Annotated in this window: 27 protein-coding genes; 11 read left to right on the top strand and 16 right to left on the bottom strand. The window is 60.0% G+C overall.

Annotated features, from left to right (window positions below):
- Positions 1-21: 21 nt before the first annotated feature.
- From BFW87_RS25845 to arnC, 10 genes are all read right to left on the bottom strand, one after another.
- Positions 22-732: an HPP family protein gene (locus BFW87_RS25845; protein WP_078742535.1), complete on the bottom strand. Its 711-nt coding sequence runs from the start codon at positions 730-732 to the stop codon at positions 22-24.
- A 165-nt stretch (positions 733-897) separates the two neighbouring features.
- Positions 898-1,098 (bottom strand): type VI secretion system contractile sheath small subunit, encoded by a 201-nt coding sequence (locus BFW87_RS31775; protein ID WP_139372507.1) that lies wholly within the window; start codon positions 1,096-1,098, stop codon positions 898-900.
- A gap of 209 nt (positions 1,099-1,307) precedes the next feature.
- Positions 1,308-2,930, bottom strand: a complete 1,623-nt coding sequence (locus BFW87_RS25840; protein WP_078742534.1) for an ArnT family glycosyltransferase — start codon at positions 2,928-2,930, stop codon at positions 1,308-1,310.
- A gap of 3 nt (positions 2,931-2,933) precedes the next feature.
- Positions 2,934-4,313, bottom strand: coding sequence for a UDP-glucose dehydrogenase family protein (locus BFW87_RS25835; RefSeq protein WP_078742533.1), 1,380 nt, complete (start codon positions 4,311-4,313; stop codon positions 2,934-2,936).
- Positions 4,310-4,723: a 4-amino-4-deoxy-L-arabinose-phosphoundecaprenol flippase subunit ArnF gene (gene arnF / locus BFW87_RS25830; protein ID WP_078742532.1), complete on the bottom strand. Its 414-nt coding sequence runs from the start codon at positions 4,721-4,723 to the stop codon at positions 4,310-4,312. The genes BFW87_RS25835 and arnF overlap by 4 nt, the downstream gene beginning before the upstream one ends.
- Positions 4,720-5,067, bottom strand: a complete 348-nt coding sequence (gene arnE, locus BFW87_RS25825) for a 4-amino-4-deoxy-L-arabinose-phosphoundecaprenol flippase subunit ArnE (RefSeq protein WP_078742531.1) — start codon at positions 5,065-5,067, stop codon at positions 4,720-4,722. The genes arnF and arnE overlap by 4 nt, the downstream gene beginning before the upstream one ends.
- A complete protein-coding gene (gene arnT / locus BFW87_RS25820) occupies positions 5,064-6,719 on the bottom strand; it encodes a lipid IV(A) 4-amino-4-deoxy-L-arabinosyltransferase (protein ID WP_078742530.1) in 1,656 nt (551 codons plus the stop codon). Before arnT ends, arnE begins: the two co-directional genes overlap by 4 nt.
- Complete coding sequence (gene arnD / locus BFW87_RS25815) at positions 6,716-7,600, bottom strand: 4-deoxy-4-formamido-L-arabinose-phosphoundecaprenol deformylase (protein ID WP_078742529.1); 885 nt, start codon at positions 7,598-7,600, stop codon at positions 6,716-6,718. The genes arnT and arnD overlap by 4 nt, the downstream gene beginning before the upstream one ends.
- Entirely contained in the window at positions 7,600-9,591 is a 1,992-nt protein-coding gene (gene arnA / locus BFW87_RS25810; protein ID WP_078742528.1) for a bifunctional UDP-4-amino-4-deoxy-L-arabinose formyltransferase/UDP-glucuronic acid oxidase ArnA, read from the bottom strand. The genes arnD and arnA overlap by 1 nt, the downstream gene beginning before the upstream one ends.
- Positions 9,588-10,622 (bottom strand): undecaprenyl-phosphate 4-deoxy-4-formamido-L-arabinose transferase, encoded by a 1,035-nt coding sequence (arnC, locus tag BFW87_RS25805; RefSeq protein WP_078742527.1) that lies wholly within the window; start codon positions 10,620-10,622, stop codon positions 9,588-9,590. Before arnC ends, arnA begins: the two co-directional genes overlap by 4 nt.
- 472 nt (positions 10,623-11,094) lie before the next feature.
- On the opposite strand from arnC, the gene BFW87_RS25800 reads away from it, so the two are divergent.
- Together BFW87_RS25800 and BFW87_RS25795 are read left to right on the top strand one after the other, a co-directional pair.
- On the top strand, positions 11,095-11,913 hold the full coding sequence (locus BFW87_RS25800; RefSeq protein ID WP_078742526.1) for a M949_RS01915 family surface polysaccharide biosynthesis protein: 819 nt from the start codon (positions 11,095-11,097) through the stop codon (positions 11,911-11,913).
- 108 nt (positions 11,914-12,021) lie between these two features.
- A complete protein-coding gene (locus tag BFW87_RS25795) occupies positions 12,022-12,936 on the top strand; it encodes a site-specific integrase (RefSeq protein WP_078742525.1) in 915 nt (304 codons plus the stop codon).
- A gap of 6 nt (positions 12,937-12,942) precedes the next feature.
- Here BFW87_RS25795 and BFW87_RS25790 read toward each other — a convergent pair whose 3' ends face one another.
- Positions 12,943-13,206 (bottom strand): DUF2790 domain-containing protein, encoded by a 264-nt coding sequence (locus tag BFW87_RS25790; RefSeq protein ID WP_078742524.1) that lies wholly within the window; start codon positions 13,204-13,206, stop codon positions 12,943-12,945.
- Positions 13,207-13,407: 201 nt separating this feature from the next.
- Here BFW87_RS25790 and BFW87_RS25785 point away from each other — a divergent pair, with 201 nt between their 5' ends.
- The 8 genes from BFW87_RS25785 to BFW87_RS25750 all read left to right on the top strand — a co-directional run bounded on the left by BFW87_RS25785 (position 13,408) and on the right by BFW87_RS25750 (position 20,591).
- Positions 13,408-14,169: a GntR family transcriptional regulator gene (locus BFW87_RS25785; protein WP_078742523.1), complete on the top strand. Its 762-nt coding sequence runs from the start codon at positions 13,408-13,410 to the stop codon at positions 14,167-14,169.
- Positions 14,166-15,896 carry a fumarate reductase/succinate dehydrogenase flavoprotein subunit gene (locus BFW87_RS25780; protein WP_078742522.1) on the top strand — a complete coding sequence of 577 codons (1,731 nt, stop codon included), beginning with the start codon at positions 14,166-14,168 and terminating at the stop codon, positions 15,894-15,896. Before BFW87_RS25785 ends, BFW87_RS25780 begins: the two co-directional genes overlap by 4 nt.
- A gap of 58 nt (positions 15,897-15,954) precedes the next feature.
- Entirely contained in the window at positions 15,955-16,200 is a 246-nt protein-coding gene (locus BFW87_RS25775) for a 4Fe-4S dicluster domain-containing protein (RefSeq protein ID WP_028616162.1), read from the top strand.
- Between the two features lie 118 nt (positions 16,201-16,318).
- A complete protein-coding gene (locus tag BFW87_RS25770) occupies positions 16,319-17,713 on the top strand; it encodes an ABC transporter substrate-binding protein (protein WP_078742521.1) in 1,395 nt (464 codons plus the stop codon).
- A 13-nt stretch (positions 17,714-17,726) separates the two neighbouring features.
- The gene (locus tag BFW87_RS25765) at positions 17,727-18,509 is read left to right on the top strand and encodes an ABC transporter permease (protein WP_078742520.1); all 783 of its coding nucleotides are present in this window, start codon (positions 17,727-17,729) and stop codon (positions 18,507-18,509) included.
- A complete protein-coding gene (locus BFW87_RS25760) occupies positions 18,509-19,348 on the top strand; it encodes an ABC transporter ATP-binding protein (RefSeq protein WP_078742519.1) in 840 nt (279 codons plus the stop codon). The genes BFW87_RS25765 and BFW87_RS25760 overlap by 1 nt, the downstream gene beginning before the upstream one ends.
- Positions 19,345-20,289 (top strand): HEAT repeat domain-containing protein, encoded by a 945-nt coding sequence (locus tag BFW87_RS25755; protein WP_078742518.1) that lies wholly within the window; start codon positions 19,345-19,347, stop codon positions 20,287-20,289. The genes BFW87_RS25760 and BFW87_RS25755 overlap by 4 nt, the downstream gene beginning before the upstream one ends.
- Entirely contained in the window at positions 20,286-20,591 is a 306-nt protein-coding gene (locus BFW87_RS25750; RefSeq protein ID WP_078742517.1) for a DUF971 domain-containing protein, read from the top strand. Before BFW87_RS25755 ends, BFW87_RS25750 begins: the two co-directional genes overlap by 4 nt.
- On the opposite strand, the gene BFW87_RS25745 is transcribed toward BFW87_RS25750, so the two are convergent.
- From BFW87_RS25745 to BFW87_RS25730, 4 genes are all read right to left on the bottom strand, one after another.
- Entirely contained in the window at positions 20,561-21,769 is a 1,209-nt protein-coding gene (locus tag BFW87_RS25745; RefSeq protein ID WP_078742516.1) for a multidrug effflux MFS transporter, read from the bottom strand. The two genes, BFW87_RS25750 and BFW87_RS25745, sit on opposite strands and share 31 nt — an antisense overlap.
- 154 nt (positions 21,770-21,923) lie before the next feature.
- Positions 21,924-22,796, bottom strand: a complete 873-nt coding sequence (locus tag BFW87_RS25740; protein ID WP_078742515.1) for a thaumatin family protein — start codon at positions 22,794-22,796, stop codon at positions 21,924-21,926.
- 94 nt (positions 22,797-22,890) lie between these two features.
- Positions 22,891-23,382, bottom strand: a complete 492-nt coding sequence (locus BFW87_RS25735; protein WP_078742514.1) for a DUF4019 domain-containing protein — start codon at positions 23,380-23,382, stop codon at positions 22,891-22,893.
- Between the two features lie 130 nt (positions 23,383-23,512).
- Positions 23,513-23,881 carry a winged helix-turn-helix transcriptional regulator gene (locus BFW87_RS25730; RefSeq protein WP_078742513.1) on the bottom strand — a complete coding sequence of 123 codons (369 nt, stop codon included), beginning with the start codon at positions 23,879-23,881 and terminating at the stop codon, positions 23,513-23,515.
- Positions 23,882-23,981: 100 nt separating this feature from the next.
- Here BFW87_RS25730 and BFW87_RS25725 point away from each other — a divergent pair, with 100 nt between their 5' ends.
- Positions 23,982-24,731, top strand: a complete 750-nt coding sequence (locus BFW87_RS25725) for an SDR family NAD(P)-dependent oxidoreductase (RefSeq protein ID WP_078742512.1) — start codon at positions 23,982-23,984, stop codon at positions 24,729-24,731.
- Between the two features lie 233 nt (positions 24,732-24,964).
- On the opposite strand, the gene BFW87_RS25720 is transcribed toward BFW87_RS25725, so the two are convergent.
- Complete coding sequence (locus BFW87_RS25720) at positions 24,965-25,381, bottom strand: helix-turn-helix transcriptional regulator (RefSeq protein ID WP_139372506.1); 417 nt, start codon at positions 25,379-25,381, stop codon at positions 24,965-24,967.
- Positions 25,382-25,597 lie beyond the last annotated feature (216 nt).

Raw genomic sequence — 25,597 nt, 5'->3', positions numbered from 1 at the left:
GTTGCATTTATGCAGGAGACGTCAGGCGGCCCGGCGGGCGAGCACCTCGCCGATACTGCGGCGTCGTGCATGGCCTTCAGCGGCGTGGATCAACTGCTCCAGCTCGGTCGGCTGCACATCGTAGAACTGCTCCATGTCCGCCAGTGCCAACTTGAGATCGGCCGCTGTAATCGTCGGGTCGGTAGCCGGCGGCGCACCGCCCAGCACCACCGCCGGTGACTCGCTCAGCCCTTTGGGGTAGCGCGTACGCGTGGCGTTGTTGTAGGCCAGTGCACAGGTCAGCAGCGCACCCGCACCGAGCATCACCGCGCCCAGTTCGTGCCAGCCCAACGCAATGGACGCAGGGTCAGACAGCACCAGGGTCATGGCCAGGCCACCGGCAGGTGGATGCAGGCAACGCAGCCAGCACATCAGCACCACGCTCATGCCGGCTGCGAGGCAAGCACTGCCCAGCGTACGGCCCAGTACTCGCGAGACCAGCAGTGCAATGACGCCGGCACACAAATAGCTGCCAATGATCGACCACGGCTGGGCCAGCGCACCGGACGACACCGCAAACAACAACACCGCCGATGCCCCGAGCGGGCCGAGCAGGTGCAGCGCGACCTCCATGCCGAACACCTGGGCGCACAGCCACACACTGAGCAACGTGCCAAAGGCCATGCCGATGGCGGCGCGGCTCCATTCGGCTGGGCGGGTATTGACGGCGGCAGGGAGCAGGCGAGCAAACATTGTCGAGGAAGTCCTGAAACGGCGGGCAAAAAAAAGGCCAGTCTGGTTTCCCGGAGCAGCCCTTTGAACGTTCCAACAGTTGGGGGAGGAACTAGTGCAGTGTGCCGACCTGTCAGGTGCCGCGCAAATGCATATTAATGAAGTTTGAATGCAAAAATAGTGAAATCAAACCGGTGGTTCTCGCTCAATGCCGGTGCAGGCCTTGTTGACCGGATCCACGCCTTTGTCTTCGAACAAGTGCTTGCGCACGCTCTCACACAGTGCCGGGTCGTTCGCCAGTGGGCCCTTCAACGCAACCAGAGCATTGCGCAGTGCCATCAATCGATACAGCGTCGGTCCCGGTATCCCTATTAGATCTTCTCGCACGGCAATGTCCTTGTTACGGCGATGTCGACGCGGTGGTAGATAGTTAGTGCGCTTGGCGAACGAGTCTACATTTGGGTTCCGGGGACAGGAAGGCAAACAGCACCAGCCATTACGCATAGAGATGTAGGTGGTTTCTTGCGGGTAATAACGAAAAACGCCCATTCTTTGAGGAATGGGCGTTGCTTCTTACACCGTCGTTGAAACGGCGATCAGGGCGCCGGGGTTTTGGCCAGATGCAGCAACACATAAGGGTCTTTGTCGAACTCACCGGTCAGGGTAGGCGTGAGTGTGCGCAAGCGCGGGTCTTGCAGCTTTTCGAAGTCCTGCGCGCTCATCACCAGCCAGACTGGCGCTTGCAGCGGCGCCAGGTCGGCGCCCGACTGGGTAAACAGTGGCACCTTGTCGCAGCCGAAATTGACCATAAACTTGATCGCCTTCGCATCTTTACCCAGGCCATGCAGCACCACAGGGGCCGGTTGCTGATTGATTTGCGCTTTGACGGCAAGGGTGAAGCTGCGGGTGTCGTAGAGCGAACGCTCCAACGGTTCGACCACCACGATGTAGGTCGACCACAGCGCCAGCACGGCGGCGAACGCCGGTGCCAGCGGACGCAGCCGGGCCTTGAGCAGCCCCAGCAGCGCCAGCAACTGAAGCACTGCCAGTACCGTGAAGATGGGTCCCAAGCTGCTTAGCTGTTCCGGGTAACGCCGCCGTGCGACGACCAGTCCGATTGCCAGCAGCGCCGGCAATACCGTCCAGAGGGCCAGCATCAACCCACGCAACAGCGCAAACAGCCGCCCTTGAGTGACCTGAAACGGGTAGGCCGCAATGATCGCCGCCATCGGCAGCATCGGCAGGATGTAGCGCGCCTTTTTTGCCTGAGGCACCGAAAGGCCCAGCATCACCAGCACACCGGCTGCGGCGCAGTACAACACCAACTGCAAGGCCGGGCTCGGAGTACGCCGCCCGTTTACCGCAACAGCCAGCAACACCAGCAGCGCCAGCGGATAGGCGAGGGCGTAATTGCCCAAAGAACTGGTGAAGTAATACAGCACGCCACTGGAGCCTTCGGTGCCGTCCATGCGCCCCAGGAACTGCATGCGGATCACGTCCTGCATGAACTCCTCGCCACCGCTGAGCTTGGCCAGCAGCAGTAACAAGCCGACACACGCTGCCAGCAGCGCCAGCGCCAGCAGCCCGAACGTGAACAACTGCCGCCACTGCCGGTTCAACAGGTAGTAGCTGCACAGCACGCCGGTGGGAATCACCAGGCCGATCGGCCCGCGGATCGCAAACCCCAGGATCAGCAACAAAAACAGCCAGTGCAGGCGTTTCGGGCTGTCAAAGTGGTCATGGGCGTAACCCAGGTAGAACACCGCCAAGGCCACTGCCGCGAGCATCTGGTCCAGCGACACCGCACGCGTTTCACTGATGAAGGTGCTGCTGAGCAACAACATCGCAATGCTCAGCAGGCCCCAGCGCGTGGAGTAGGGCGCCGTGAGGCGATACACCAGCGTGACGATGAATGCCGACGCGATGGCCGTAGGCAACCACGCCGTGAAACTGTTGACCTCGCCCAGCGGCAAGGAAAACAGCCAGGTCAGCAGCGTCGAGGTCGCCAAGTAGTCGGCGTAGGGTTGCCCATAGGTCGTCGGGAAAAAACTCGGACCGTGACGCAGCATTTCCTGAGCGAACACCACAAAACGCGAGTCAAACCCGATAATTGTCTGGTGCCAGTTGCCGACGATAAACAGCACCAGCCCCAGGAGCCCAAGCCCCAGCGAGTGGTGACGGATCGTTTTCGTGAGCAGGGGCGGATGCACTTTGTTCACGTATCAGGCTTCCTTTGCCTGCGATACCCAGTTTTGCTGAGGAATCGGCAGTTCGCAGGAGTCACCACGGCCCATCGGGAAGTACTTGAAGCCTTTGCGCGCCAGGCGCTCGCCGTCGTACAGGTTACGCCCATCGAAGATCACCGGGTTTTTCAGGCGATCGTGAATCAGGTCGAAATCTGGCGCCTTGAATTGCTGCCATTCGGTGCAGACGATCAGCGCATCGGCGCCGCTCAACGCAGACTCCGGGGTGCCCAGCAGGGTCAGGCGCGACTCGTCGCCGTAGATGCGCTGGGTTTCCTGCATGGCTTCAGGGTCGAAGGCGCGCACATTGGCGCCCGCCGCCCACAAGGCTTCCATCAGCACGCGGCTGGGTGCATCGCGCATGTCGTCGGTGTTGGGTTTGAAGGCCAGACCCCACAAGGCGAAGGTTTTGCCTTTGAGTTCGCCTTTAAAGTAGGCGTTGATGCGCTCAAACAGCTTGCTCTTCTGGCGCTGGTTGATGGCTTCCACTGCTTGCAGCAGGTCGCTGTTGCAGTTGGCTTCCTTGGCACTGTGGATCAGGGCGCGCATGTCTTTGGGGAAGCACGAGCCGCCATAGCCGCAGCCCGGGTAGATAAAGTGGTAGCCGATGCGCGAGTCGGCGCCGATGCCGAGGCGCACGGCTTCGATGTCCGCGCCCAGGTGTTCGGCCAGCTCGGCGATCTGGTTGATAAAGCTGATCTTGGTGGCCAGCATGCAGTTGGCGGCGTACTTGGTCAGTTCGGCGCTGCGCAGGTCCATGAAGATGATGCGGTCGTGGTTGCGGTTGAACGGCGCGTACAGGTCGCGCATCACTTCACGCACTTCCTCGCGCTCGCAGCCGATGATGATGCGGTCCGGACGGCGGCAGTCGGCAACGGCCGAGCCTTCCTTGAGGAATTCCGGATTGGAGACGATATCGAACTCCAGGTGGCGGCCCGCTATGCGCAGGTTTTTTTCGATGTGGGCGCGCAAGGTGTCGCCAGTGCCGACCGGTACGGTGGATTTTTCCACCAGGATGACCGGTGCCACACGATGACGCGACACCGCATCGCCGACCGACAGCACGTATTTGAGGTCAGCCGAGCCGTCTTCATCCGACGGTGTGCCTACTGCAATAAACAGGACTTCGCCATGCTCGACAGCGAGTTTTTCGTCGAAGGTGAAGTGCAGGCGTCCACTTTCCAGGTTTTCCTTCACCATCGCAGCCAGCCCCGGCTCGAAGATGGTCACATGGCCTTTTTGCAGCGATTCGACCTTGTTCTTGTCGACGTCCATGCAGATCACATCGTGACCGACTTCGGCCAATACGGTGGCCTGCACCAGACCGACGTAACCACTACCAAATACACTGATTTTCATGGGGCATTCCTGGGACTTGTGGTGCTAGCACGGCGAGAGTTAATAACCAGTACTCCGAGGATGACCAGTGCCACCCCCAGGGTTTTTGAAAGCGAAAAATCTTCGTTGAACACCGGCAGGCTGGCAGCCAGCAGGTAGACCAAGGCGTAGCTGATGCTGAGCAGCGAGTAAGCGCGACCCAGCGGCAAATGTTTGAGTGCGCCGAGCCAGCAGAGCATCGACAGGGCATAGGCGATGATCGCCAGGACCACGACGCCCAGCGCACTCAGGTCGATGGCATTGCTGTTGAACGCGTTGAGCCACTCGGTGGGCAACGGCAGGCGCGTCATGCTCCAGCGCATGCCCAACTGGGCGGCGCTGACCAGGCCGACGCTGCCCAGCGCCAGGGCAAACCCTTGCGCGCGGCTCATAGGTGACGCCCCAGCAAGACCACACCGCCGATCACCAGCGCGACACCGAGCCAGTGACGGCCATCGATGTGCTCATGAAACACAAAGCGCGCCATCAGCGTGACCAGTACAAAGTTCAAGCTGAGCATGGGGTAGGCGATACCGACTTCCAGGCGCTGCAACACCAGCAGCCACACGAGCAAGCCCAGACCCAGGCACACCAGCGCCGACCACAGCCACGGCGAACGCAGTTTCGGCGCCAGACCGTCCGGCTGGTCGCGCCAGCTTTCTACGGCAAATTTCTGCGAAACCTGGCCCATGCAGGTGAGCAAGCACGCGCCCAACAGGAGAAACAACGTGATCATTGCGCGACCTGTGGAAAGATCAGGATCACCAGGTTGCCTTGTTCATAACGCTTGCCGTCCTGAGGCAACAGATTCACTTCGGCGACTTCGTCCTCGCCCTTGACTCGCATGACCACGCCGACCGAGCCTTTTTTACGCGCCTCGGTCATCCATTGCTGGACTTCGTTGGTGTCGATGCGGCGATGGGCGGTGTCCGGGTAGGCGATGCCGTATTTCACTTCGCCAACGGTGTTGTAGAGTGCAATGTCCGGCCGGCCGACGCGCCATGACAGCGCGGAAGCGGCGCCCAGGTCGTTGCTGAGCAGGGAGCCCGCAGCGTGCAATTCCTGCTGGTGATCGATGATGAACTGATCCGGAATCTTGTTGTAAACCACCGAATGCGGCAGCGCGGCGGGCACCAACGCCACCAGCAGCCAGCTGCCGACAACTGGTGCAGCCCACAGCTGCAAAGGGCGGCTGGCTTGCAACAGGTTGGCGATGATCCAGCCGAACAGGAACACAAATACCAGCACCAGGCTGAGGGTTTCCTCGCCGTGCTCGTACACCGGCTGTTTGAGTTGAAACCAGCTGATTGCCAACACCCCCAGCACGCCGAACACCAGGTTCAGCCAGCCGTTGAAGCGCAAGGCGCGGCCATGCCCCTGAGCAAGCTTGTCGCTTAACGTGGAGCCCATGAGCAGCGCCAATGGCAGTAGGCACGGCATGATGTAGGAGGGCAGCTTGCCCTTGGCCAGGCTGAAGAACGCCAGCGGCATCAACAACCACAGCAACAGGAAGGCGTTTTTCGGCAGGCGTTTTTCCAGCCATGCCTGTTTCACCGTGGAGGGCAACAAGGCAATCCACGGCAGCGTGAACGCGACCAGCAGCGGCAGGTAGAACCAGAAGGGCTCGGCGTGTTGGGCGTCGTCACCGGCAAAGCGCTGGATATGCTCGTGCCAGAACAAGAAGTTCCAGTAATCCGGCTCTTGCAGGTGCACGGCCAGCGCCCAGGGCAGGCTGACAACAATCGCCACCACCACCGCCACTACGCCGTAACCGAGCAGTTCACGAAAGCGTTTCTGCCAGATGGCGTAGGGCAGGGCGATCAGCACCGGCAGCAGCCAGGCCAGGAAACCCTTGGTCATAAAGCCCATGCCGCAGGCAAACCCGAGCAAGGCCCAGGACCACAAGCGCCCACGGCGGGTGGTGCTGTCAAAGCAGAACCACAAGGCGACGCCGGTCAGGTTGACCCAGAAGGTGAACTGCGGGTCCAGGTTGGCATAGCCGCCGAGCAGCGCCACGCTGACAAAGCTCATGTACAGCACGGTGCTGACCAGGCTTTTCTGCGGGTCGTTCCAGAGCCGGCGCGACACCAGGTACACCAGCACAATACTCAGACCGGTGCTCAGCGCCGAAGCAAAGCGCACGCCGAACAGGTTCTGCCCGAAGATCGCCTGGCCCAGCGCGATCATCCAGTAACCGGCGGCGGGTTTTTCGAAGTAGCGAATGCCCATGAAGTGCGGCGACGCCCATTTGCCGGTCAGCAGCATTTCCTGGCTGATCTGCGCATAGCGAGTCTCATCGGGAATCCACAGGCCATGGCTGGCCAGCGGTAGCAGGTAAAACACGCCAAACGCCAGCAGGAGCAGGGGTAATGCCAGACGCCGGATCATGCCTGCTGCACTCCGAGCCAACCCTCGCGGCCACTGAGTGCGCCACGTACCAGGTGTTGCTGGGGCAGGGTGGTCAGGTCTGTGGGCAACAGGTCGCCCAGCGGTTTGAAGTCGATGCCGCGCTGCCCTGCCTGGGCCAGCAACTGGCGAAAATCGTTGGCCATCAGAATCCCTTCTACTTCTGCGTGGATCGTGTAGACGTTCAGCTTCGACTCGGCGAACCGGTCAAGAATGAAGCTGTTGAAATCTTTGGCAGCCACCACCGGCCCGACGACTTCGTCGAAGGTCGGCAGGTCCACCGGAATTTGTGGGGTGCCCGCGCTGCCATCGGCCAGTGTCGGCCTGAACAGGCTGGTGCCCCGGCAATCGCTGTTGTAGCGAAAGTTGAAACCTTGCTTGGCTTGCACCACGCGTTCATCGGCGCGCCAACCGGCGGCCGCTGAACAGTCGATACGCTCACCGAGGATGTCGCTCAGGGTGTCTACGCCACGTCGAATTTGCTCGATCAGCTGTGCGTCGCTCCAGCGCCCGGTGTTGGCCTGCCAACCGTGGTGGTCCCAGGCGTGCAGGCCGACTTCATGGCCCGCCGCCTTGGCCTGGCGCATCAAATGCCCCAGGTCACGGCCGATCGGTTTGCCCGGCCAGGCAGTGCCGGCCAGCAAAATATCCAGGCCATACAGGCCAACGGCGTTGGAACGCAGCATCTTCCACAGAAATTGCGGGCGGATCAGGCGCCACAAGTGGCGCCCCATGTTGTCCGGCCCAACGCTGAAGAAGAACGTCGCTTTAACCCCGGCTTCATCCAGGGACTCGAGCAACCGCGGCACACCTTCACGGGTGCCACGGTAGGTGTCGACGTCTATGCGAAGACCTGCCCGCATCAGCGCTTGTCCGCGATTTCGAGCATGGCTTCTTTGAGGAAGAAGTCCAGGGTGTTGCCGATGGTTTCGCTCATCTCAACGGTTGGCTCCCAGTTCAGCAGGCGCTTGGCGTTTTCGATGCTTGGTTTGCGGTGTGCCACGTCCTGGTAACCGGTGCCGTAGAACGCCTTGCTTTCCACGTCGCGGAAACCGGCAAACGGAGGGAAGTTGCTACGCAGCGGGTGAGCTTCGAACTGACGCAGCAGCTCTTCGCCCAGCTGGCGGATGCTGGCTTCGTTTTCCGGGTTGCCGATGTTGATGATCTGACCGTTGCAGTTATCGTTGTCGTTATCGATGATGCGGGCCAAGGCTTCGATGCCGTCAGCGATGTCGGTGAAGCAGCGCTTCTGCTCGCCACCGTCGAACAGGCGGATCGGCGTGCCTTCCACCAGGTTCAGGATCAGCTGGGTGATGGCGCGGGAGCTGCCGATACGGGCCGAATCCAGACGGTCGAGGCGCGGGCCCATCCAGTTGAACGGACGGAACAGGGTGAATTTCAGGCCTTTGTCGCCGTACGCCCAGATCACGCGGTCCAGCAGTTGCTTGGACACGGAGTAGATCCAGCGTTGCTTGTTGACCGGGCCGACCACCAGGTTCGAGGTGTCTTCGTCGAAGTACTGGTCCTGGCACATGCCATAGACTTCGGAAGTCGACGGGAAGATCACGCGCTTGTTGTACTTGACGCAGTAGCGAACCAGTTTCAGGTTCTCTTCGAAGTCGAGTTCAAACACGCGCAGCGGGTTACGGGTGTATTCGATCGGCGTGGCGATGGCCACCAGCGGCAGGACCACGTCGCACTTCTTGATGTGGTACTCGATCCACTCGGAGTGAATGCTGATGTCGCCTTCCACGTAGTGGAAGTTCGGGTGGCTGCGCAGGCGCTCGATGGCGTCGGAACCAATGTCCAGGCCGTAGATTTCATAGCGGTCGTCACGCAGCAGGCGCTCGGACAAGTGGTTACCAATAAAGCCGTTTACGCCCAGGATCAGCACGCGGGTACGGCGTGGCTTGCGGCCGGACTCGGCGCCGCGCAGCACGGAACCGTCGACCAGGCCGAGTTCGTCAGCCAGGGATGGACCGGCCAGGTACAGGCCGTTTTCGTTGCGCTGGCCGAATTTCACCACCAGGGAGTCTTCGCCGCACGCGATACGCAGCGGGTTGACGCTGATCACGCGACCCGGGGCCAGGCCTTCGTTGCCCTTGACCACGTCGGCTTGCCAAACGATCAGTTTGTGCTCGCCCACTGCGCAGAAGGCGCCCGGGTACGGTTGGGTTACGGCGCGAACCAGGTTGAACAGCTCTTCAGCCGGCTTTTTCCAGTCCAGCTTGCCATCGGCAGCGGTGCGGCGGCCGAAGTAGGTGGCTTCGCTTTCGTTCTGAGCGGTTTCGGTCAGCTTGCCCTGCGACAGTTGCGGCAGTGCGTCGCGCAGCAGGTTGGCGGCGGCTTCACGCAGTTTGGCGTGCAGGGTCAGGCCGGTGTCGGTACGGTCGATGATGACTTTCTGTTGAGCCAGGATCGCGCCGGCATCGGCACGTTTGACCATGCGGTGCAGGGTCACGCCGGTTTCGGTTTCGCCGTTGACCAGTACCCAGTTGGCCGGCGCGCGGCCACGGTATTTAGGCAGCAGGGAGCCGTGCAGGTTGAACGCGCCTTTGCGGGCGGTCGCCAGCAGCGGCTCGCTCAGCAGGTTGCGGTAGTAGAAGGAGAAGATGTAGTCCGGGTTCAGCTTGGCAATACGCTCGATCCACAGTGGGTGGTTGGCGTCTTCCGGTGCGTGCACCGGGATACCGTTGCGGGCGCAGAGTTGGGCGACGGAACCGTAGAAATTGTTTTCCTTGGGGTCGTCGGCATGGGTGAACACGGCAGCAATGTCGTAGCCGGCGGTCAGCAGGGCTTCAATGCCTGCACAGCCAATATCGTGGTAAGCGAAGACAACAGCTTTTGAATTCATGACGAAACCTGATCGGAAGGAGAAGTAGAGGTGTGGGATGACACCAGGCCGTCAACAACGACGACTGGAGCCGGTGCTGCCGGTGTGTTGCGCAGCACTTTTTCAATAAAGAAGCGTGGGCGAGCCCGCACATCGCTGTACATGCGGCCCAGGTATTCACCCAACAGGCCCATGCCGATGAACTGGCCACCGGTGAACACGAACAAGACCGCGAACAGCACGAACATGCCATCGCCGGCCCATTGCGCGCCAAAGGCCAGGCGCAGGATGACCAGCGCCAGGGCAAACAGCACGCCCAGGGCCGCAAGGCTGAAGCCGACAATCGACAACAGGCGCAGCGGCGTGGTGGTCATGCAGGTCAGCAGGTCGAACATCAGGCTGATCAAGCGCATCGGGCTGTATTTGGATTCGCCGTGTTCACGCTCGGCGTGATGCACCAGGATCTCGGTGGTGTGGCGGGCAAAACCGTTGGCCAGGATCGGGATGAACGTGCTGCGCTCGCGGCAGGCGAGCATCGCGTCGACGATGGTGCGGCGATACGCGCGCAGCATGCAGCCGTAGTCGGTCATGGCCACGCCAGTGGAGCGCTGCACGGCGAGGTTGATCAGGCGCGAAGGCCAGCGGCGGAAAGCCGAGTCCTGGCGGTTGTTGCGTACGGTGGCCACCACGTCGTAACCCAGTGCGGCTTGTTCGACCAGGCGCGGAATCTCTTCGGGCGGGTTCTGCAGGTCGGCGTCGAGGGTAATCACCACCTCGCCACGGCACTGCTCGAAGCCGGCCATGATCGCCGCGTGCTGGCCGTAGTTACGGTTAAGGATCACCGCCACGACGTTGCTGCCTTCTTCTGCCGCTGCGTCTTCCAGCAATTGGGCCGAATTGTCGCGACTACCGTCATCCACGAGGATGATTTCGTATTCGTAGGCCAGTTGCTTGCAGGCTGCCGTCGTGCGACGCAGCAATTCAGGCAGGCTCTCTTGTTCGTTGTAGACCGGGATGACGATCGACACGCAATGAATAGGGTAGGGTTTCAAAGATTCATGACCTCGGGGCTAGAGCAGGTTGGAGCGTGAAAACAGCAGTAATCGGCGGCTGAATATTCAGTAGCACCGATTAAACATAGCGTGGGTTTGCGATACTCATTCGACTTTCCTGGACCGGGCAATGGTTTCTTCCATGGTGGATCGTAGTAAAGACCAAAAGTGTGAAAGGTAAAGCGTAATCAACAGGTTAGTCCCAGAACACGCGGCTTGTTCTCAAGTCCTGGAGCAGAGATTAAGCGGAAAAATGTTGAACGAATATGAAAGGCTGATGAAAAACTCGTTTATTTGACAGGTAGACAGCTAGGGTTCAGTTAAGTAGCTGACCTGCCAAGGGTTACCGAATCCGCACAAAAACTTCAGGTTTTTTCGAGAGTGCCATCAGTCATCGATTTAATTCAACAATCTTCTCTGCATTGCGCTTCAAGTGCCGGTAAAGTAAGCCATCTCTTGCCAGGGTACTCGGATGAATAGCGTGCAGCTTTTACGCGGCCAGTTGCGGCCAGTGTTGATGGGGTTGTTGATGACTGTGGCGTGTGTCACGACCGTGCGGGCGGATGACGGCGTTACGTTGACCAGCATCGACCAGGTACCGGAGGGCGTTGAAGTCCGTGGCAAGCAGATAGCGGCCTACACCTGGGACGATCATCAGGGCAAAAACCTGCTGGTACTCGCCGAGCAGGTCAGTGAACGCGATGATGACGGCACACAGTCTGCGTTTGTGTATGCGGCCCAATACCTGATCGACGGCATCCGCCCCAAGCGCGTGTGGATGCTCTACGACGACGTACAGCATTGCCAGTTCGACGCCGCACTGCGCTTTGACATGGCGGCCACCAAGGTCACTGACCTGACCGGCGACGGCATTACCCAGACGACCGTGGGTTATTCGCGCACCTGCACCAGCGACGTCAGCCCCAGTGAATTCAAGCTGATCATGCATGTGGGCAAGTCGCAGAAATTCCGCCTGCGCGGCGTCGATCGTAACGGCGCCAGTTGGTGGGACGAGGAGGCGGGCGCCCTGCGGGGCATGCCGCTGCCCAAGGATTGCAGCGTTGCGGCGCAACAGGCTCTGGTCAGTCAGTACAAGGAGCAGGGCACCGAACTCCCGCTGCCGGGTTGCTACGGCGAGGAGAAGGATTTCGTCAATGCGCCTGAGGGCTATCTCGCGTTCATGCGCCAGCACTGGTTTGCCTTGATGCAAAAGCAAGACACCGAGTGGAGCCAGTCCCAGTCTCAACCCCAGCCTCAAGAGCCTACCGAGGATGACGATTCGGCCCCGTGATTTTGTGCGAGGACCGATCCTGCGGTAGACTCGGCCTTCGCCAATTCACTAAATATCTCGAATAAACAATGAGTTGTTCGAGGTATTTAATCCAAAGGCTGATCTACCTTGACTGAGTCTATCCGCAATCCGCTGACCCTCTACCTGACCCGACTGGCCCCCTCCAGCCAACTGACCATGCGCTACGTGTTGCAGGACGCTGCCGACCGCCTGGGCTTCGAAGACATCAACCTCGAAGAGATTGACTGGCACTTGCTGCAGCCCGAGCACGTGATCGCCCTGGTGGCTGCGTTACGCGAAGACGGCTATGCGCCGAATACCTCGTCACTGTATGTGAATGCGGTGCGCGGGGTGATGAATGAAGCCTGGCGCCTGAGCCTGATCAGCCAGGACCACTTGCTGAAAATGCGCTCGGTCAAGGCCGCCCCAGGCACGCGCCTCGGCAATGGGCGCAATCTGCGGCGCACGTTGATTCGCGAAATGATGGAAGCCTGCGCCGCCGACCCGCGCCCCCAGGGCCTGCGGGATGCGGCGGTCATCGGGATTTTGTATGGCTCCGGGATGCGCAAGTCGGAGTCGGTCAACCTCGACCTGGCGCAGATCAATTTCGACGAACGCAGCTTGCGCGTGACCGGCAAGGGCAACAAAGAGCTGATCAAATACGCCCCGGCCTGGGCGTTTGCCAAACTGCAGGCCTGGCTGGCGTTTCGCCGGGAACAGCTCAAGGAAGGGGAGCAGGACGACACGTTTCTGTTCAATCGCATCCGCCGGGGCAGCCATATCACCCGTGAACGCATCACCAAACATGCGATTTATTACATCGCCCGCCAACGCGGCGAACAAGTCGGCGTGAAAATCATGCCGCACGATTTCCGCCGGTCCTTCATCACGCGAGTGATTGAAGAACATGACCTGTCGATTGCGCAGAAGTTGGCGCACCACACCAATATCCAGACCACGGCCAGCTATGACGTGCGCGATGACAATGAGCGTCGGCGTGCGGTGGATCGGTTTGATTTGTAGGAAGGGTCAGCTGTGCGAGCAGGGATCGCCCACTCGCACGTAATCCAGTTCGTGGCGCACGCCCTGGCTGTCGACATACACCACATGGCCCTTGACCGGCCCGCAAGCGCTGGACGCAGCGTTGGTGTTGCGCACCGCTTTGGCGAGGTCGAGGTCTTCGGTGTAATCGTCCGCTTGGGTGACCGGTGTATTCACGCCGGTGCTCGGGCTGCCCTGAGCGGCGGCAAGGGTGCTGAACAGGCTCAGCACTGCAATAAGCAAGTAACGCATGACGACCTCCAACAGCCTTCGGCGGCGGTTTGACTGTGGGTGCCATTCTATTGAGCTCGGCATGACCCCAGAAGGGAATGCGGCCAATAGCGGACATCAGCCAAAACAATAGAAGTTTAAGCTTATGCATAAACGGTATTTCCAAAGCGCTGGTTAGACTTCTTAAGATCACGTCATAACTCGTTATGACAAGTGACTTTGATGAACGAATCCACGGCTGCCTTATCTCCACTGTCCAGCATTCCGCTGCATGCGCAACTGCGCGACCTGTTGCGCAGCGGCATCCTCGATGGCCAATACCCGCCCAACACGCAAATGCCCTCCGAGAGCGAGCTGGGTGCGCGTTTCAAGGTCAGCCGCATTACCGTGCGCCAGGCCTTGGGCGACCTGCAGAAAGAAGGGTTGATCTTCAAGATCCACGGTAAAGGCACCTTCGTCTCCAAACCCAAGGCCTACCAGAACGTCAGCACCTTGCAGGGCTTGGGGGAATCCATGACCGAACGCGGCTATGAAGTGATCAACCGCTTGCGCAGTTTTCGCTTTGTGCCCGCCGACAAGCAGGTGGCTGAGCGGCTGGGCGTGGAGGAGGGCACCACCGTCGCACAGATCAAGCGCGTGCGTTTGATCAACCGCGAGCCGGTGTCGCTGGAGATCACCTATGTGAACCAGGCCCTCGGCGAGCGCCTGGAAAAGGCCGACCTGGTGACCCGCGACATCTTCCTGATCCTGGAAAACGACTGCGGCCTGCCACTGGGCCACGCCGACGTCGCCATTGATGCGGTGCTGGCCGACAGCGACCTGACCCAGGCGCTTAACGTGGAGCCTGGCTCGCCGATCATGCATATCGAACGGCTAACGCATACCGCTGATGGCCAGCCAGTGGATTTCGAGCACCTGTATTACCGTGGCGACGCCTTCCAGTATCGCCTGCGCATCGACCGTGAACGAGGCAACCGCCCATGAGCCGCAACACCGTAGAGCTGGAATACGACATCGTGGTGATCGGCGGCGGCACGGCCGGGCCGATGGCGGCGATCAAGGCCAAGGAAGCCAACCGCGACTTGCGCGTGCTGCTGATCGACAAGGCCAACGTCAAGCGCAGCGGCGCGATCAGCATGGGCATGGACGGCCTGAATAACGCGATCATCCCCGGCCACTCGACGCCGGAGCAGTACACCAAGGAAATCACCATCGCCAACGACGGCATCGTCAATCAGGCGGCGGTGTATGCCTACGCGACCCACAGTTTTGAAACCATCGAACAGCTGGACCGCTGGGGGGTGAAGTTCGAAAAGGACGAAACCGGCGACTATGCGGTGAAAAAGGTCCACCACATGGGCGCCTATGTGCTGCCCATGCCCGAGGGGCATGACATCAAGAAAGTCCTGTACCGCCAGCTCAAGCGTGCGCGGGTGAACATCACCAACCGCCTGGTGTGTACGCGCTTGCTGACTGACAACGATGGTGCGGTCAACGGCGTGATGGGTTTCGATTGCCGCACAGCCGACTTTCAGGTGATCAAGGCCAAGGCCGTGATCCTGTGCTGCGGCGCGGCTGGCCGGCTGGGCTTGCCGTCGTCGGGCTACTTGATGGGCACCTATGAAAACCCGACCAACGCCGGTGACGGCTATGCGATGGCCTACCACGCGGGTGCCGAACTGGCGAACCTGGAGTGTTTCCAGATCAACCCGCTGATCAAGGATTACAACGGCCCCGCGTGTGCCTACGTGACCGGGCCGTTGGGTGGCTACACCGCGAACAACAAGGGCGAGCGCTTTATCGAGTGCGACTACTGGAGCGGCCAAATGATGTGGGAGTTCCACCAGGAACTCGAAAGCGGCAATGGCCCGGTGTTCCTCAAACTCGATCACCTGGCCGAGGAAACCATCCAGAACATCGAGCAGATCCTGCACAGCAACGAGCGCCCGAGTCGCGGCCAGTTTCACGCCAACCGCGGTACCGATTACCGCAGCGACATGGTCGAGATGCACATCTCCGAGATCGGCTTTTGCAGCGGGCATTCGGCCTCGGGCGTGTGGGTCAACGAGCGTGCCGAGACCTCGGTGAAAGGGCTCTATTCCGCCGGTGACATGGCTGCCGTGCCGCACAATTACATGCTCGGCGCGTTCACTTACGGCTGGTTTGCCGGCACCAATGCCGCGCAGTTTGTGGCTGAGCGGGACTTCAGCGAGGTGAATGCCGCACAGGTCGCCGCTGAGCAGGCCCGCGTTTACGCGCCGCTGGACCGCGAAACCGGCCTGCCACCGGCCCAGGTCGAATACAAGTTGCGCCGCTTTGTGAACGACTACCTGCAACCGCCCAAGGTCACCCGCAAGATGGAAATCGGCCTGCAGCGCTTCAGCGATATCGAACGCGACCTCGACCAGATGAAGGCCCATAACCCGCACGAACTGATGCGCGCCATGGAAACCAGCGTGATCCGCGACTGCGCCGAAATGGCCGCGCGCGCCTCACTGTATCGCGCCGAAAGCCGCTGGGGCCTGTACCACCACCGCGTGGACCACCCGCAGCGCAATGACGCCGACTGGTTCTGCCATTGCCACCTGAAAAAGGGCGATGACGGGCAGATGGTCAGTTTCAAGAAACCCGTCGAGCCTTACGTGATTCCGCTCGATGCCGACGAGATGCAAGCCTACGACCGCCTGCGTGTCGGTGCTGATGCTGCATGATCAGGGCTGCTGCGCAGCCCAACGCGAGAGAGCTCGCTCGCCACAAGGACACCGTGAAATGGCCTACCAGCCCCAGGAAATATTTTTCCGCTCCAACGCGCCGGTAACGATCGACGAAGACAAGTGCATTGCCGAAAAAGGCTGCACGGTGTGCGTCGATGTGTGCCCGATGGACCTGTTGGCAATCAATCCCGCGACGCAAAAGGCATACATGGCATTCGACGAGTGCTGGTACTGCATGCCCTGCGAGAAGGATTGCCCCACCGGCGCGGTCAAGGTCGAGATTCCGTACCTGCTGCGCTGAACCGTTGACTCCAAGCTATCCGCCAACACCGGACGCCCATGCCGTACCCCTCGTTTCCCACCGTGCCCGATCGCGGCGGAGACGACTTCTATCACCATGATTCGAGGGGAAACACCCAATGTTAGTGCGCGCAACCTTTGCCAGCCTGGTGCTGGCGTCCTTGAGCCTGTCTGTGCAGGCCGAAACCATCCGGGTGGCCATCGGCACCCAGGACACCACCATCAACTGCGCCGCCGGCGGCTTGTTGATCCGTGAACTGGGGCTGCTGGACAAGTACTTGCCCCACGACGGCAAATACAAAGACGCCACGTATGACGTGCAGTGGAAGAACTTCACCAGTGGCGCGCCGCTGACCAATGAAATGGTGGCCGGCAAGCTGGATTTCGGCGCCATGGCCGACTTCCCCGGCGCCTTCAACGGCGTGGCTTTCGAAGGCGCGGGCAAGCACAGCCTGTTTATCAGCGTGCTGTCGGGCAATATCAAGGGCAGTGGCAATGGCATTGTCGTGCCGACGGCGTCCACTGCGCAGTCGTTGGCGGACCTCAAAGGCAAGACCATTTCCGTGCCCTTCGCCTCGACCGCTCATGGCATGTTGCTGCGTGCGGTGGCGGCTCAAGGCTGGGACCCGCTCACCGACGTCAACATCATCGCGCAGGCCCCGGAAGTCGCAGGCTCGGCGCTGCAGGCGAATAAAATCGATGCCCACGCCGACTTTGTGCCGTTTGCCGAACTGTTCCCCAACCGCGGCTTCGCGCGCAAGATCTACGACGGTTCGCAATCCAATACGCCAACCTTTCACGGCGCGCTGGTGGACGAAAGTTACGCGCGCCAGTATCCCGAAGTGGTCGTCGCTTACCTGCGCGCAAGTATCGAAGCCAATCAGTTGCTGGCCGCAGAGCCTGAGAAATACAGCGAACTGATCGAAAAAGTCACCGGCGTCGAAGCCGAGGTCAATTATCTGTTCCATGGCCCGCTGGGCGTGCAAACCCGTGACCTGAGCTGGAAACCCGAATACCGCCAGGCCGTCGGCACGGCGATCGACACCCTCAAACTGTTGAAAAAGGCTGACCGGGGCCTGGACCTCACGACCTTTATCGACGACCAATACATCCGCGCCGCCTTCAAGGCCTCGGGCCTGGATTATCAGGCGCAATTGGGCAACTACGCGCAAGCACCGCTCAAAGCCAATGATGCGCTCACAGGCAAGCCAATCAGCGACTGGCAGCACGTGGCGCAAATCTGGGTAAAAGGCGAGCCCAAAGTCCGCAATTATGCGTCACCTGAGGCGGCGTTCAGCGCCCTGGCCAGCCTGAAGAAAGACGGCAAAGAAGTGCGTGCGGTGTACGCCCAGGCCGCAGACAGCGGTATCAAGTTACTCGCCAACCAGGCCTGGTTCGCCAGCGACCGCCAAGGCAAGTTGAGCGCGTTCCTGCTCAAGGGGCAGGCGCAAGCATATGCGACGGCCCAGGGCGGCAAGGTGCTGGATTTCGCCAACGCCGTCGTCAGTCGCTGACAGGAACATGCCCATGCCGACTCGTGCTTATCGCTGGCTACCCCGGGCCACCTCCTTGCTGGTGTGCCTGTTGTTCTGGCAACTCGCGGCCAGCCATCACTGGAACCTGTGGCTGGTGACGTTTGCCAATGTGCCCACGCCCGGCGCTGTGCTTGAGGCCGCGTTGGGCCTGATGGATTCGGGCAAGTTGGCCAAACACCTGAGTACCAGCCTGACACGGGTGTTTGAAGGCTACCTGGCCGCGGTGCTGGTGGGTGTCGGCCTGGGTATCGCGATTGGCCGCTCGAAGTGGGCCGAAGATGTGCTGTTGCCGCCGCTTGAAGTCATTCGTCCTATCCCGGCGGTGGCGTGGATTCCACTGGCGATATTGATGTTTCCGTCGTCGGAGCTGTCGATGGTTTTCATCACGTTTACCGGCGCGCTGTTTCCGATCTTGCTCAACACGGTGCACGGGGTCGAAGGCGTGGACCCCAGGCTGATCGCTTCGGCGCGCAGCCTGGGGGCAGGGCGCGGGGCCATCTTGCGTGAAGTGATCGTGCCAGGCGCGGCCCCGAGCATCATCACCGGCCTTGCCATCGGCATGGGCACCTCGTGGTTCTGCCTGGTGACGGCGGAGATGATCTCGGGCCAGTTCGGCATCGGTTATTACACGTGGGAGTCGTACACCATCCAGAATTACGCCGACATTGTGGTCGGCATGTTGTTGATCGGCGTGCTGGGCATGGGCAGCAGTTGGCTGGTCAAGCGCCTGGGCGCCGTGTTCACCCCTTGGCATCGCCCGCGAGGTAAAACCTGATGAGTGCACGTGAGGGGCGCGTAGAAATACGCGATGTGTCGATTGTGCTGGGCGAGCCGGCCCAGGCGTTCGAGGCGGTAAAAGCGCTGGACTGCGCCATCGAGCCCGGGGAGTTCGTGTGCATTCTCGGGCCGTCCGGGTGTGGCAAATCGACGTTGCTCGGCGCCCTGGCCGGCCATCTGGTGCCCAGTCAGGGCGTGTTGCAGATGGATGGGCAGGCCGTGGTCGGTCCTTCCCAGCAGCGCGGCATGGTGTTTCAACAGCACACATTGTTTCCTTGGCGAAGCGTGCGCGAGAACGTCGCGTTTGGTCTGAAGATGCGCGGTGTAGGCAAGGTTGAGCGGCTGGCGGCCGCAGATGAAATCCTTGCGCTGGTGGGCCTTGAAGGGTTCGCCGAACGCTGGCCGAACCAGCTGTCTGGTGGCATGCAGCAGCGCGTGGAGATCGCGCGGGTGCTGATCAATCGCCCGCGCCTGTTGTTGATGGATGAACCTTTCGGCGCGTTGGACGCGTTGACGCGCATGAAGATGCAGGCGCTGTTGCTGGATATCTGGACGCAGATTCGTACCACCGTGGTGTTCGTCACCCATGACATCGACGAAGCACTGTTTCTCGCCGACCGTATCCTGGTGATGAGCCCGCGACCGGGCCGAATCATTGAAGACTTTCAGCTGAATTTCCACAGGCCACGCCACACCGAGCTGATGACCAGCCCTGAATTTACCCACCTCAAGCGTCATTGCCTGGAGCTGTTGCACCATGAAGATGGCCGCCAGCTGCCACGGCTGAACCCGCTCGGGCTGCCCGACAACCCCTCAAGACCGCGATTTGCCATATGACCTATAACCCTGAAATAGAAGCCCTGCGCCCACGCCTGCAGGCGCCGGATGCGGCCATGCGCCGGATCGCCCTGATCGATCTGGCAGACCTTGAAGACCCCGACGGGCTGGAATGGTTGGTGGACAGCCTGCGCAATGATTCCTCCGTTGACGTGCGTGCACAGGCGGCGACGCTGCTGGAAGCCTGGGAGGAGGACGACGTGGTGCAGGCACTGTGCGAAGCGTTGACTGACGCCGAGGTGCCGGTACGCGAGGCGGCGGCTCAGAGTTTGAGTGTGTTGAAGACGACGCGCGCCGGCGAGTTGCTGTTGCCGTGGACCGGGCATGCCGAGGTGAGTGTGCGCACTGCGATATTCCGCGCGTTGCGCGAGCTGCGCCTGGATGCCGCCGCACCGGCGGCCTTGCTCGCGCTGGCTGACGCTGACGCCGGTATCCGCCGTGAGGCCGTGGGCGTACTCGGCTGGCTCAAGCACGTACCGGCGCTCGAGCCCTTGGCCGCATTGGCCAGCAGCGATACCGATACCGAAGTACGCCGCGCCGCCACAGGCGCCCTCGGTTTGGCCAGCGATGAACGTGTATTACCTGCGCTGCATCAGGCCTTGCAGGACCCGGCCTGGCAAGTGCGTGAGGAAGCCGCCACCACGCTGGGCAAAGTCGGCAGCCGCACTAGCGGTGATGCGCTGGTTGAAGCACTGACAGACGACTACTGGCAAGTGCGCTTGCGTGCCACCCGCAGCCTGGGCCGTCTGCGCTATGCACCGGCACTGGCGGCATTGATTCAGACGCTGGGCCACAGCATCAGCAACTTGCGCAAGGAAGCCGCATTGGCACTGGGTGAACTGGGCGATCGCAACGCGTTGACAGCCCTGCGTGATGCCTCCGACGACGCCGACCCGGAAGTGCGTAAAGCCGTGCGCATTGCCCTGACGCAATTGCAATGAACGCACCGAACAGCATTGGCAAAGGCGCGCACGGGCGCTTGCGTCTGGAGTGGGCCGACGGCACCCAGTGGATTCATCACGCCCGTCTGCGTCGCGAATGCCCGTGCTCCCAATGCCGGGCGTTTCGCCTGCGCGGCAGCCACCCCCTGGTGTCCGACGCGGTGCGGGTGCTGGAAATTCACCCGCAGGGCTATGGCGTGCAACTGGTCTTCAGCGATGGCCATCAGCGTGGCATTTATCCCTGGGCGTACCTGGCACAATTGGGCAGCGATCAGGAGGAGGGCGGGGTACTCACCAGATGAGCGGGCAGGCGGCGCAGTGTCCACAGGCTGACGAGCATCGCGGCGACCGCGCATAACGCAATGCCAATCAGCATCGGCGCGGGTGTGTGGTCAGCAAACACGCCGACAAGGCTCATCGACAGCGCAGCCGTGATCATCTGAATGGCGCCCAGCAGGGCCGATGCGGAGCCTGCCACCGCGCCATGATCTTCCAGCGACAGCACGCCGACAGCCGGCAGCAGTAAACCGAGGAAGCCGAAGCCGATAAACAGCAGCGTCATCATCACCGCCAGATGGGTGCCCCAGAACGTTGTCGCGCCGAGTATCGCCATGACGGATGCCGTGGCGATCACGGACCTGCGAATCACCAGTGCCAGTCCAAACCGCCGGCTCAGGCGTGCGGTCATCTGGTTCATGGCAAAGAACGACGCGGCGTTCAGGGCGAAACACAGGCTGAATTGCGTCGGTGTCAGGCCGAAATATTCGATGTACACGAACGGCGCGCTGCCAATAAAAACAAAGAATGTTGCCAGGCCAAATCCGCTGACCACGGCCAGACCGATAAAGACCGGGTCGCGCAGCAAGGCGCCATAACTGCGGATTGCCGCGCCGATGGTCTTGCCCAGGCGACGCTCGGCGGGATGGGTTTCCGGCAGTTGCATGGCCGTCATTATCAGGCACAACACCGATACGATCGCCAGTGCCGCAAACACTTCGCGCCAGCTCCAGATCGAAATGATCACGCTGCCAGCCAATGGCGCGAGGATCGGCGAAACACTCATCACCAGCATCAGCAAGGCCATCAAGCGCGCCGCTTCGTGGCCGGTGTACAGGTCGCGGACAATCGCCCGGGGAATCACCATCCCGGCACACGCGCCAAACGCCTGCAACGCCCGAAAGCCAATCAATACTTCGATGGTCGGCGCCAGCGCACAGCCGACGCTGGCCACGGCGAAAATTACAAGACCCGCATAAATCGGCGGCTTGCGCCCGAACACATCACTGATCGGCCCGTAGAACAGTTGGCACACGCCGATGATCATGAAGAACACCGTGAGGCTCATCTGCAAGGCGGCCGGCGAGGCTTGAAGGCTGGCGCCAAGGGTAGGCAAGGCGGGCAGGTAACTATCGATGGCAAACGGGCCAATGGCGGTGATCAACCCCAGCAGCAGGGCGAGGTGGGCGATACTTCGAGGCATGGTAATTCCGGGGCACGGCGAAAGATCGGCCAGCTTAGAGAGCGGATCGCGGGTACACAAGGTGGGTGTTACACAGCCGCTACATTTGCAGCCACGCGAATGTAGTGCTGGGAGAGGAAAAAAAGCTGGCCTCAACGGCCAACTTTTTTACAGGTCAAGCAATCCGCACGTTAAGGCTGTTCGACTGTGAGCCCAGCGTACTCGAATCATCTTTGGGCACGACATAGCCCTGGCCGTCACCCACAGCCGAACGGTAGTAGCTGACCACCGAATCGTTGATCACTTCGGCGTTGGTGGTTTTCTTCAGCCCGTAGACATTGCCCTGATCATCCCGCGCCTTGATGCTGTCCGGGGCGCCGCTCACGATGTCTTTCAAGGTGCCGGACACCGGGCCGCCCGCGCTCGGTTCAATCGTCATGCGGGCGTTGTTACCTTCTATATAGCTGACGTCGTAGAACGTTTGTTTACCGTCCGCGCCACCATTGAAAGCGACTTCACCGAGTGTGGCATTGGCGCCGTCACCAGTGGTCGAGCGGAAATTGCCGGACCATCCCTCGGGGAAGGCCTGAGCCAGCGATTCTCCGGGCTGGAGCGTGATGGAAGGAATAGCGGGCTGATTGGCATTGGCGGTGAACACGATAGTCATCGGCGTATCGCGCTCATTGGTGAAGTTCAGCGTATTACCGGCTGGCGCATCCTTGGGACGTTCCGCTGGCGGAGCGCCAGGCGTTGCCGCGAGGGTGGCAGTGTCCGTAACCGGGCTTTTCGCTGGTTCCGATTCACTGGCACGCACCGGGGGTGGCGTTGCACCGCTCGGTACGCCCTCCGGCATCATCAGTTTCAGCACATCCAGTTCATTCTGGAAGTGTTGCGCCAACGCCTCATTGCCTGACGCCTTGGCCTGGTCGCGCGCTTCCTCGCGCCGCGTCCATTCATTTTTCCAGGCACTGTTGAGCGCCGCATCGAACACCGAACCGCTACCGCCTTGCTGCGGTACAGTATTTTGCCCCACGCTTGCAACTGACATGGCTCGCTCCTTCAACAACGTTAAAGACTGCCTGGATGATAACCACAGGCTGGTCCTGGACGGTTGTGAAAAGCTGTTAAAGAGGAGAGGGGGGCTATGGCTTGGTCTTCGCCTGATCTCCAAAAACCACGGATTTGTTGACGAAATAACCGACGATCAGCCAGTGGCTGTCATCCTCGCGCAAGATCACTTTCTCTTTGACGCTGGTTGTCGAGAAGGTGGACGGGAACTCGACAACCGCATAGCGACCCGCAGGTGCATCGGGCATTTCATTGGTAAAACCCATGGAGACTGAGCCATGCTCCTTAAGCGTCCCCAAGCCCATTCGCAGGCCTTTGATGGAGTTGATCCACACAAACTCGGATGTCTTGGCCTTGAAGACCGGGCTTAGCAGCGCCCAGGTTTCATCGGCTTTTCCGTCATCCAGCAAGTGGACGAAGCGGCCAGCAGCCTCGAACACCTGCTGCTGCTGTTGGGGCGTTCCCGGATCAGTCAGCGTGACAACTTTCGGCGGGCCGTTGTTGAAGCTGATATCACAACCGGTGAGCAGTACGACGCAGAACAGCAATACAGTGAATTGCTTCATGCAAACCTCGAATGGGCAGGGCGTCCATTGGGTCGAGTAAAGATGAGAGATGACGAAATTGCCACTGTAGAGAGGTCGAGTTATAACTCAACTAAATAGACATTTAGTTGAGTTATGCATTCTATGCATATTATTGTACTTCGCACTGAAGCGGGGCGGACGTTCGACGTTTGCTGATGCGCTCAACGCTTTGCATGTGTTCGGTGCCCCAAACGCACAGGGCGCCCAGTGCCGTGGCCAGGGACTGCCCGAACGGCGTGAGCGAGTATTCAACCTTCGGCGGGATCTCCTGAAAGTCAGTGCGCGCAATGATCTCATCGCGTTCCAGCTCTTTAAGTTGCTGGATCAGTACCTTATCGGTTACGCGGCCAATCGCGCGCCTGAGTTGGCCGTAGCGGTGAACATTCTGGGCCAGATGATAAAGGACCAGTGGCTTCCATTTCCCGCCAATCACCGCCAGGGCGGCATCGAGCCCGCAATTAAATGTGTTGTTCGGCATGGGTTTGCTCGCTGTGCTGGGTACTTACTAAAAGGTGCATACTAGTCAGCTGGAAAGCATAGATCTACAGTCGAGCCTCAACTTTCAGCGGGAAACTCTCATGAGCAGGCTCAACGGAAAAATCGCAGTGATCACCGGTGGCAACAGCGGCATCGGCTTGGCCACCGCCATACGCTTTGCTGCAGAAGGCGCACAAGTGGTCATCGTAGGCCGCCGACAAGAAGAATTGGACAAGGCGTTGCCCCAGATAGGCGCCGGCGCCATCGCAATCAAAGGCGACATCTCGAACCTGGACGACCTGGACCGCGTCTACAAGCAAGTCAAAGCAGAAAAAGGCCGCATCGACATCGTGTTCGCCAACGCAGGTCTGGGAGACTTTCAGCCGATTGGTTCAATCACCGAAGAATCATTTGATCGTACCTTTGGCGTCAACGTAAAAGGCACGCTGTTCACCGTGCAAAAAGCGTTGCCACTGATGCACGCCGGCGGCTCGATCATCCTGACAGGCTCGACAACCGCGACCATGGGCACGCCAGCGTTCAGCGTATACAGCGCCACAAAGGCTGCGCTGCGTAATTTCGCCAGGAGCTGGGCGCTGGATTTGAAAGGCACTGGCATTCGGATCAACGTGCTGTCGCCAGGACCGATCGCGACACCGGGTCTGGACCTGGTGCTTTCAGGCACCGGCCAAAAGGACGCAATGATCGATGGTATGGCCGCACAGGTGCCGCTGGGTCGTATTGGTCAGCCGGAAGAAGTTGCGGCAGCGGCGTTGTTTTTGGCGTCGGATGAAAGCAGCTTCATGACGGGCAGTGAAATGTTTGTCGATGGTGGTGCTGCCCAAGTGTGATGCAAAGAGGGGTTTTGCCTGTTGAAATCTGGCTGGCATTGCCCCTGATTGCGTAGTATGAGATTACGCATAATGTATATTATGTTAAATTATGTGTCCCTCCACTCATCTCCTGCCCTTATGGATATTCAAGCCAAATTAAGCCAAGAGGCTCGCCATGAACAAAACTCTGTGAACATTATTACTTGCCAGCTCAAGATATTGATGAGCAAAAACCAGATTACCATCGGAGCTCATTTTTGCAGGAGTGTAGATTCAGCCATTGCTTTCGGACTCATATCCGTTAGCCTTTTGCAAAGTGTCACAAAGCTACTGATGCTGTCATACCCAAGAAACATCGCTGTTTCGGTAACAGATTTACCTTCAGAAAGCATTTCTATACCCGTCATTAAACGGGCTAGTTGCCTCCATTTACCGACAGACATCCCCGTTTCTTTCTTAAATGTGCGGGTTAGAGTCCGTCTCGACATAGATGACAAAGCGACGATGTTATCCAGCCCCGCCATTTCTCCGATCTGATTCAGCCACTTTTCTGCAAGCGATCTCAGCTCTGGAAGATGGGGCATAGGAAGACGTATTGGCGCGCTAACTGAGATGGCCAAGTCGTCAAACAACACGTCAATCAGGCGTTGGTCAACATCTGAAATCAATTTATACAGACATGACACTTTTTCCCAAGGTCCACCCTCCTCCTTCCGCTAATCGGCGCCGCTGACGCCCGGGCTCCAACCATCAATGTTGAGCAGCTGACTCCAGTCGTAACTTTCGATTGATGAACGTATTGTGGAGAGGCGTCCGTAGAGAATCTCAATGTCTTGGGATTTGATCAGGGAACAATGCTAATCGAGCTCATGGAAATAGAACGT

Origin of the sequence: Pseudomonas fluorescens, assembly GCF_002022275.1 — a bacterium.
Lineage (GTDB): Bacteria > Pseudomonadota > Gammaproteobacteria > Pseudomonadales > Pseudomonadaceae > Aquipseudomonas > Aquipseudomonas fluorescens_AJ.
This window is presented reverse-complemented; position numbering and strand designations above follow the sequence as displayed.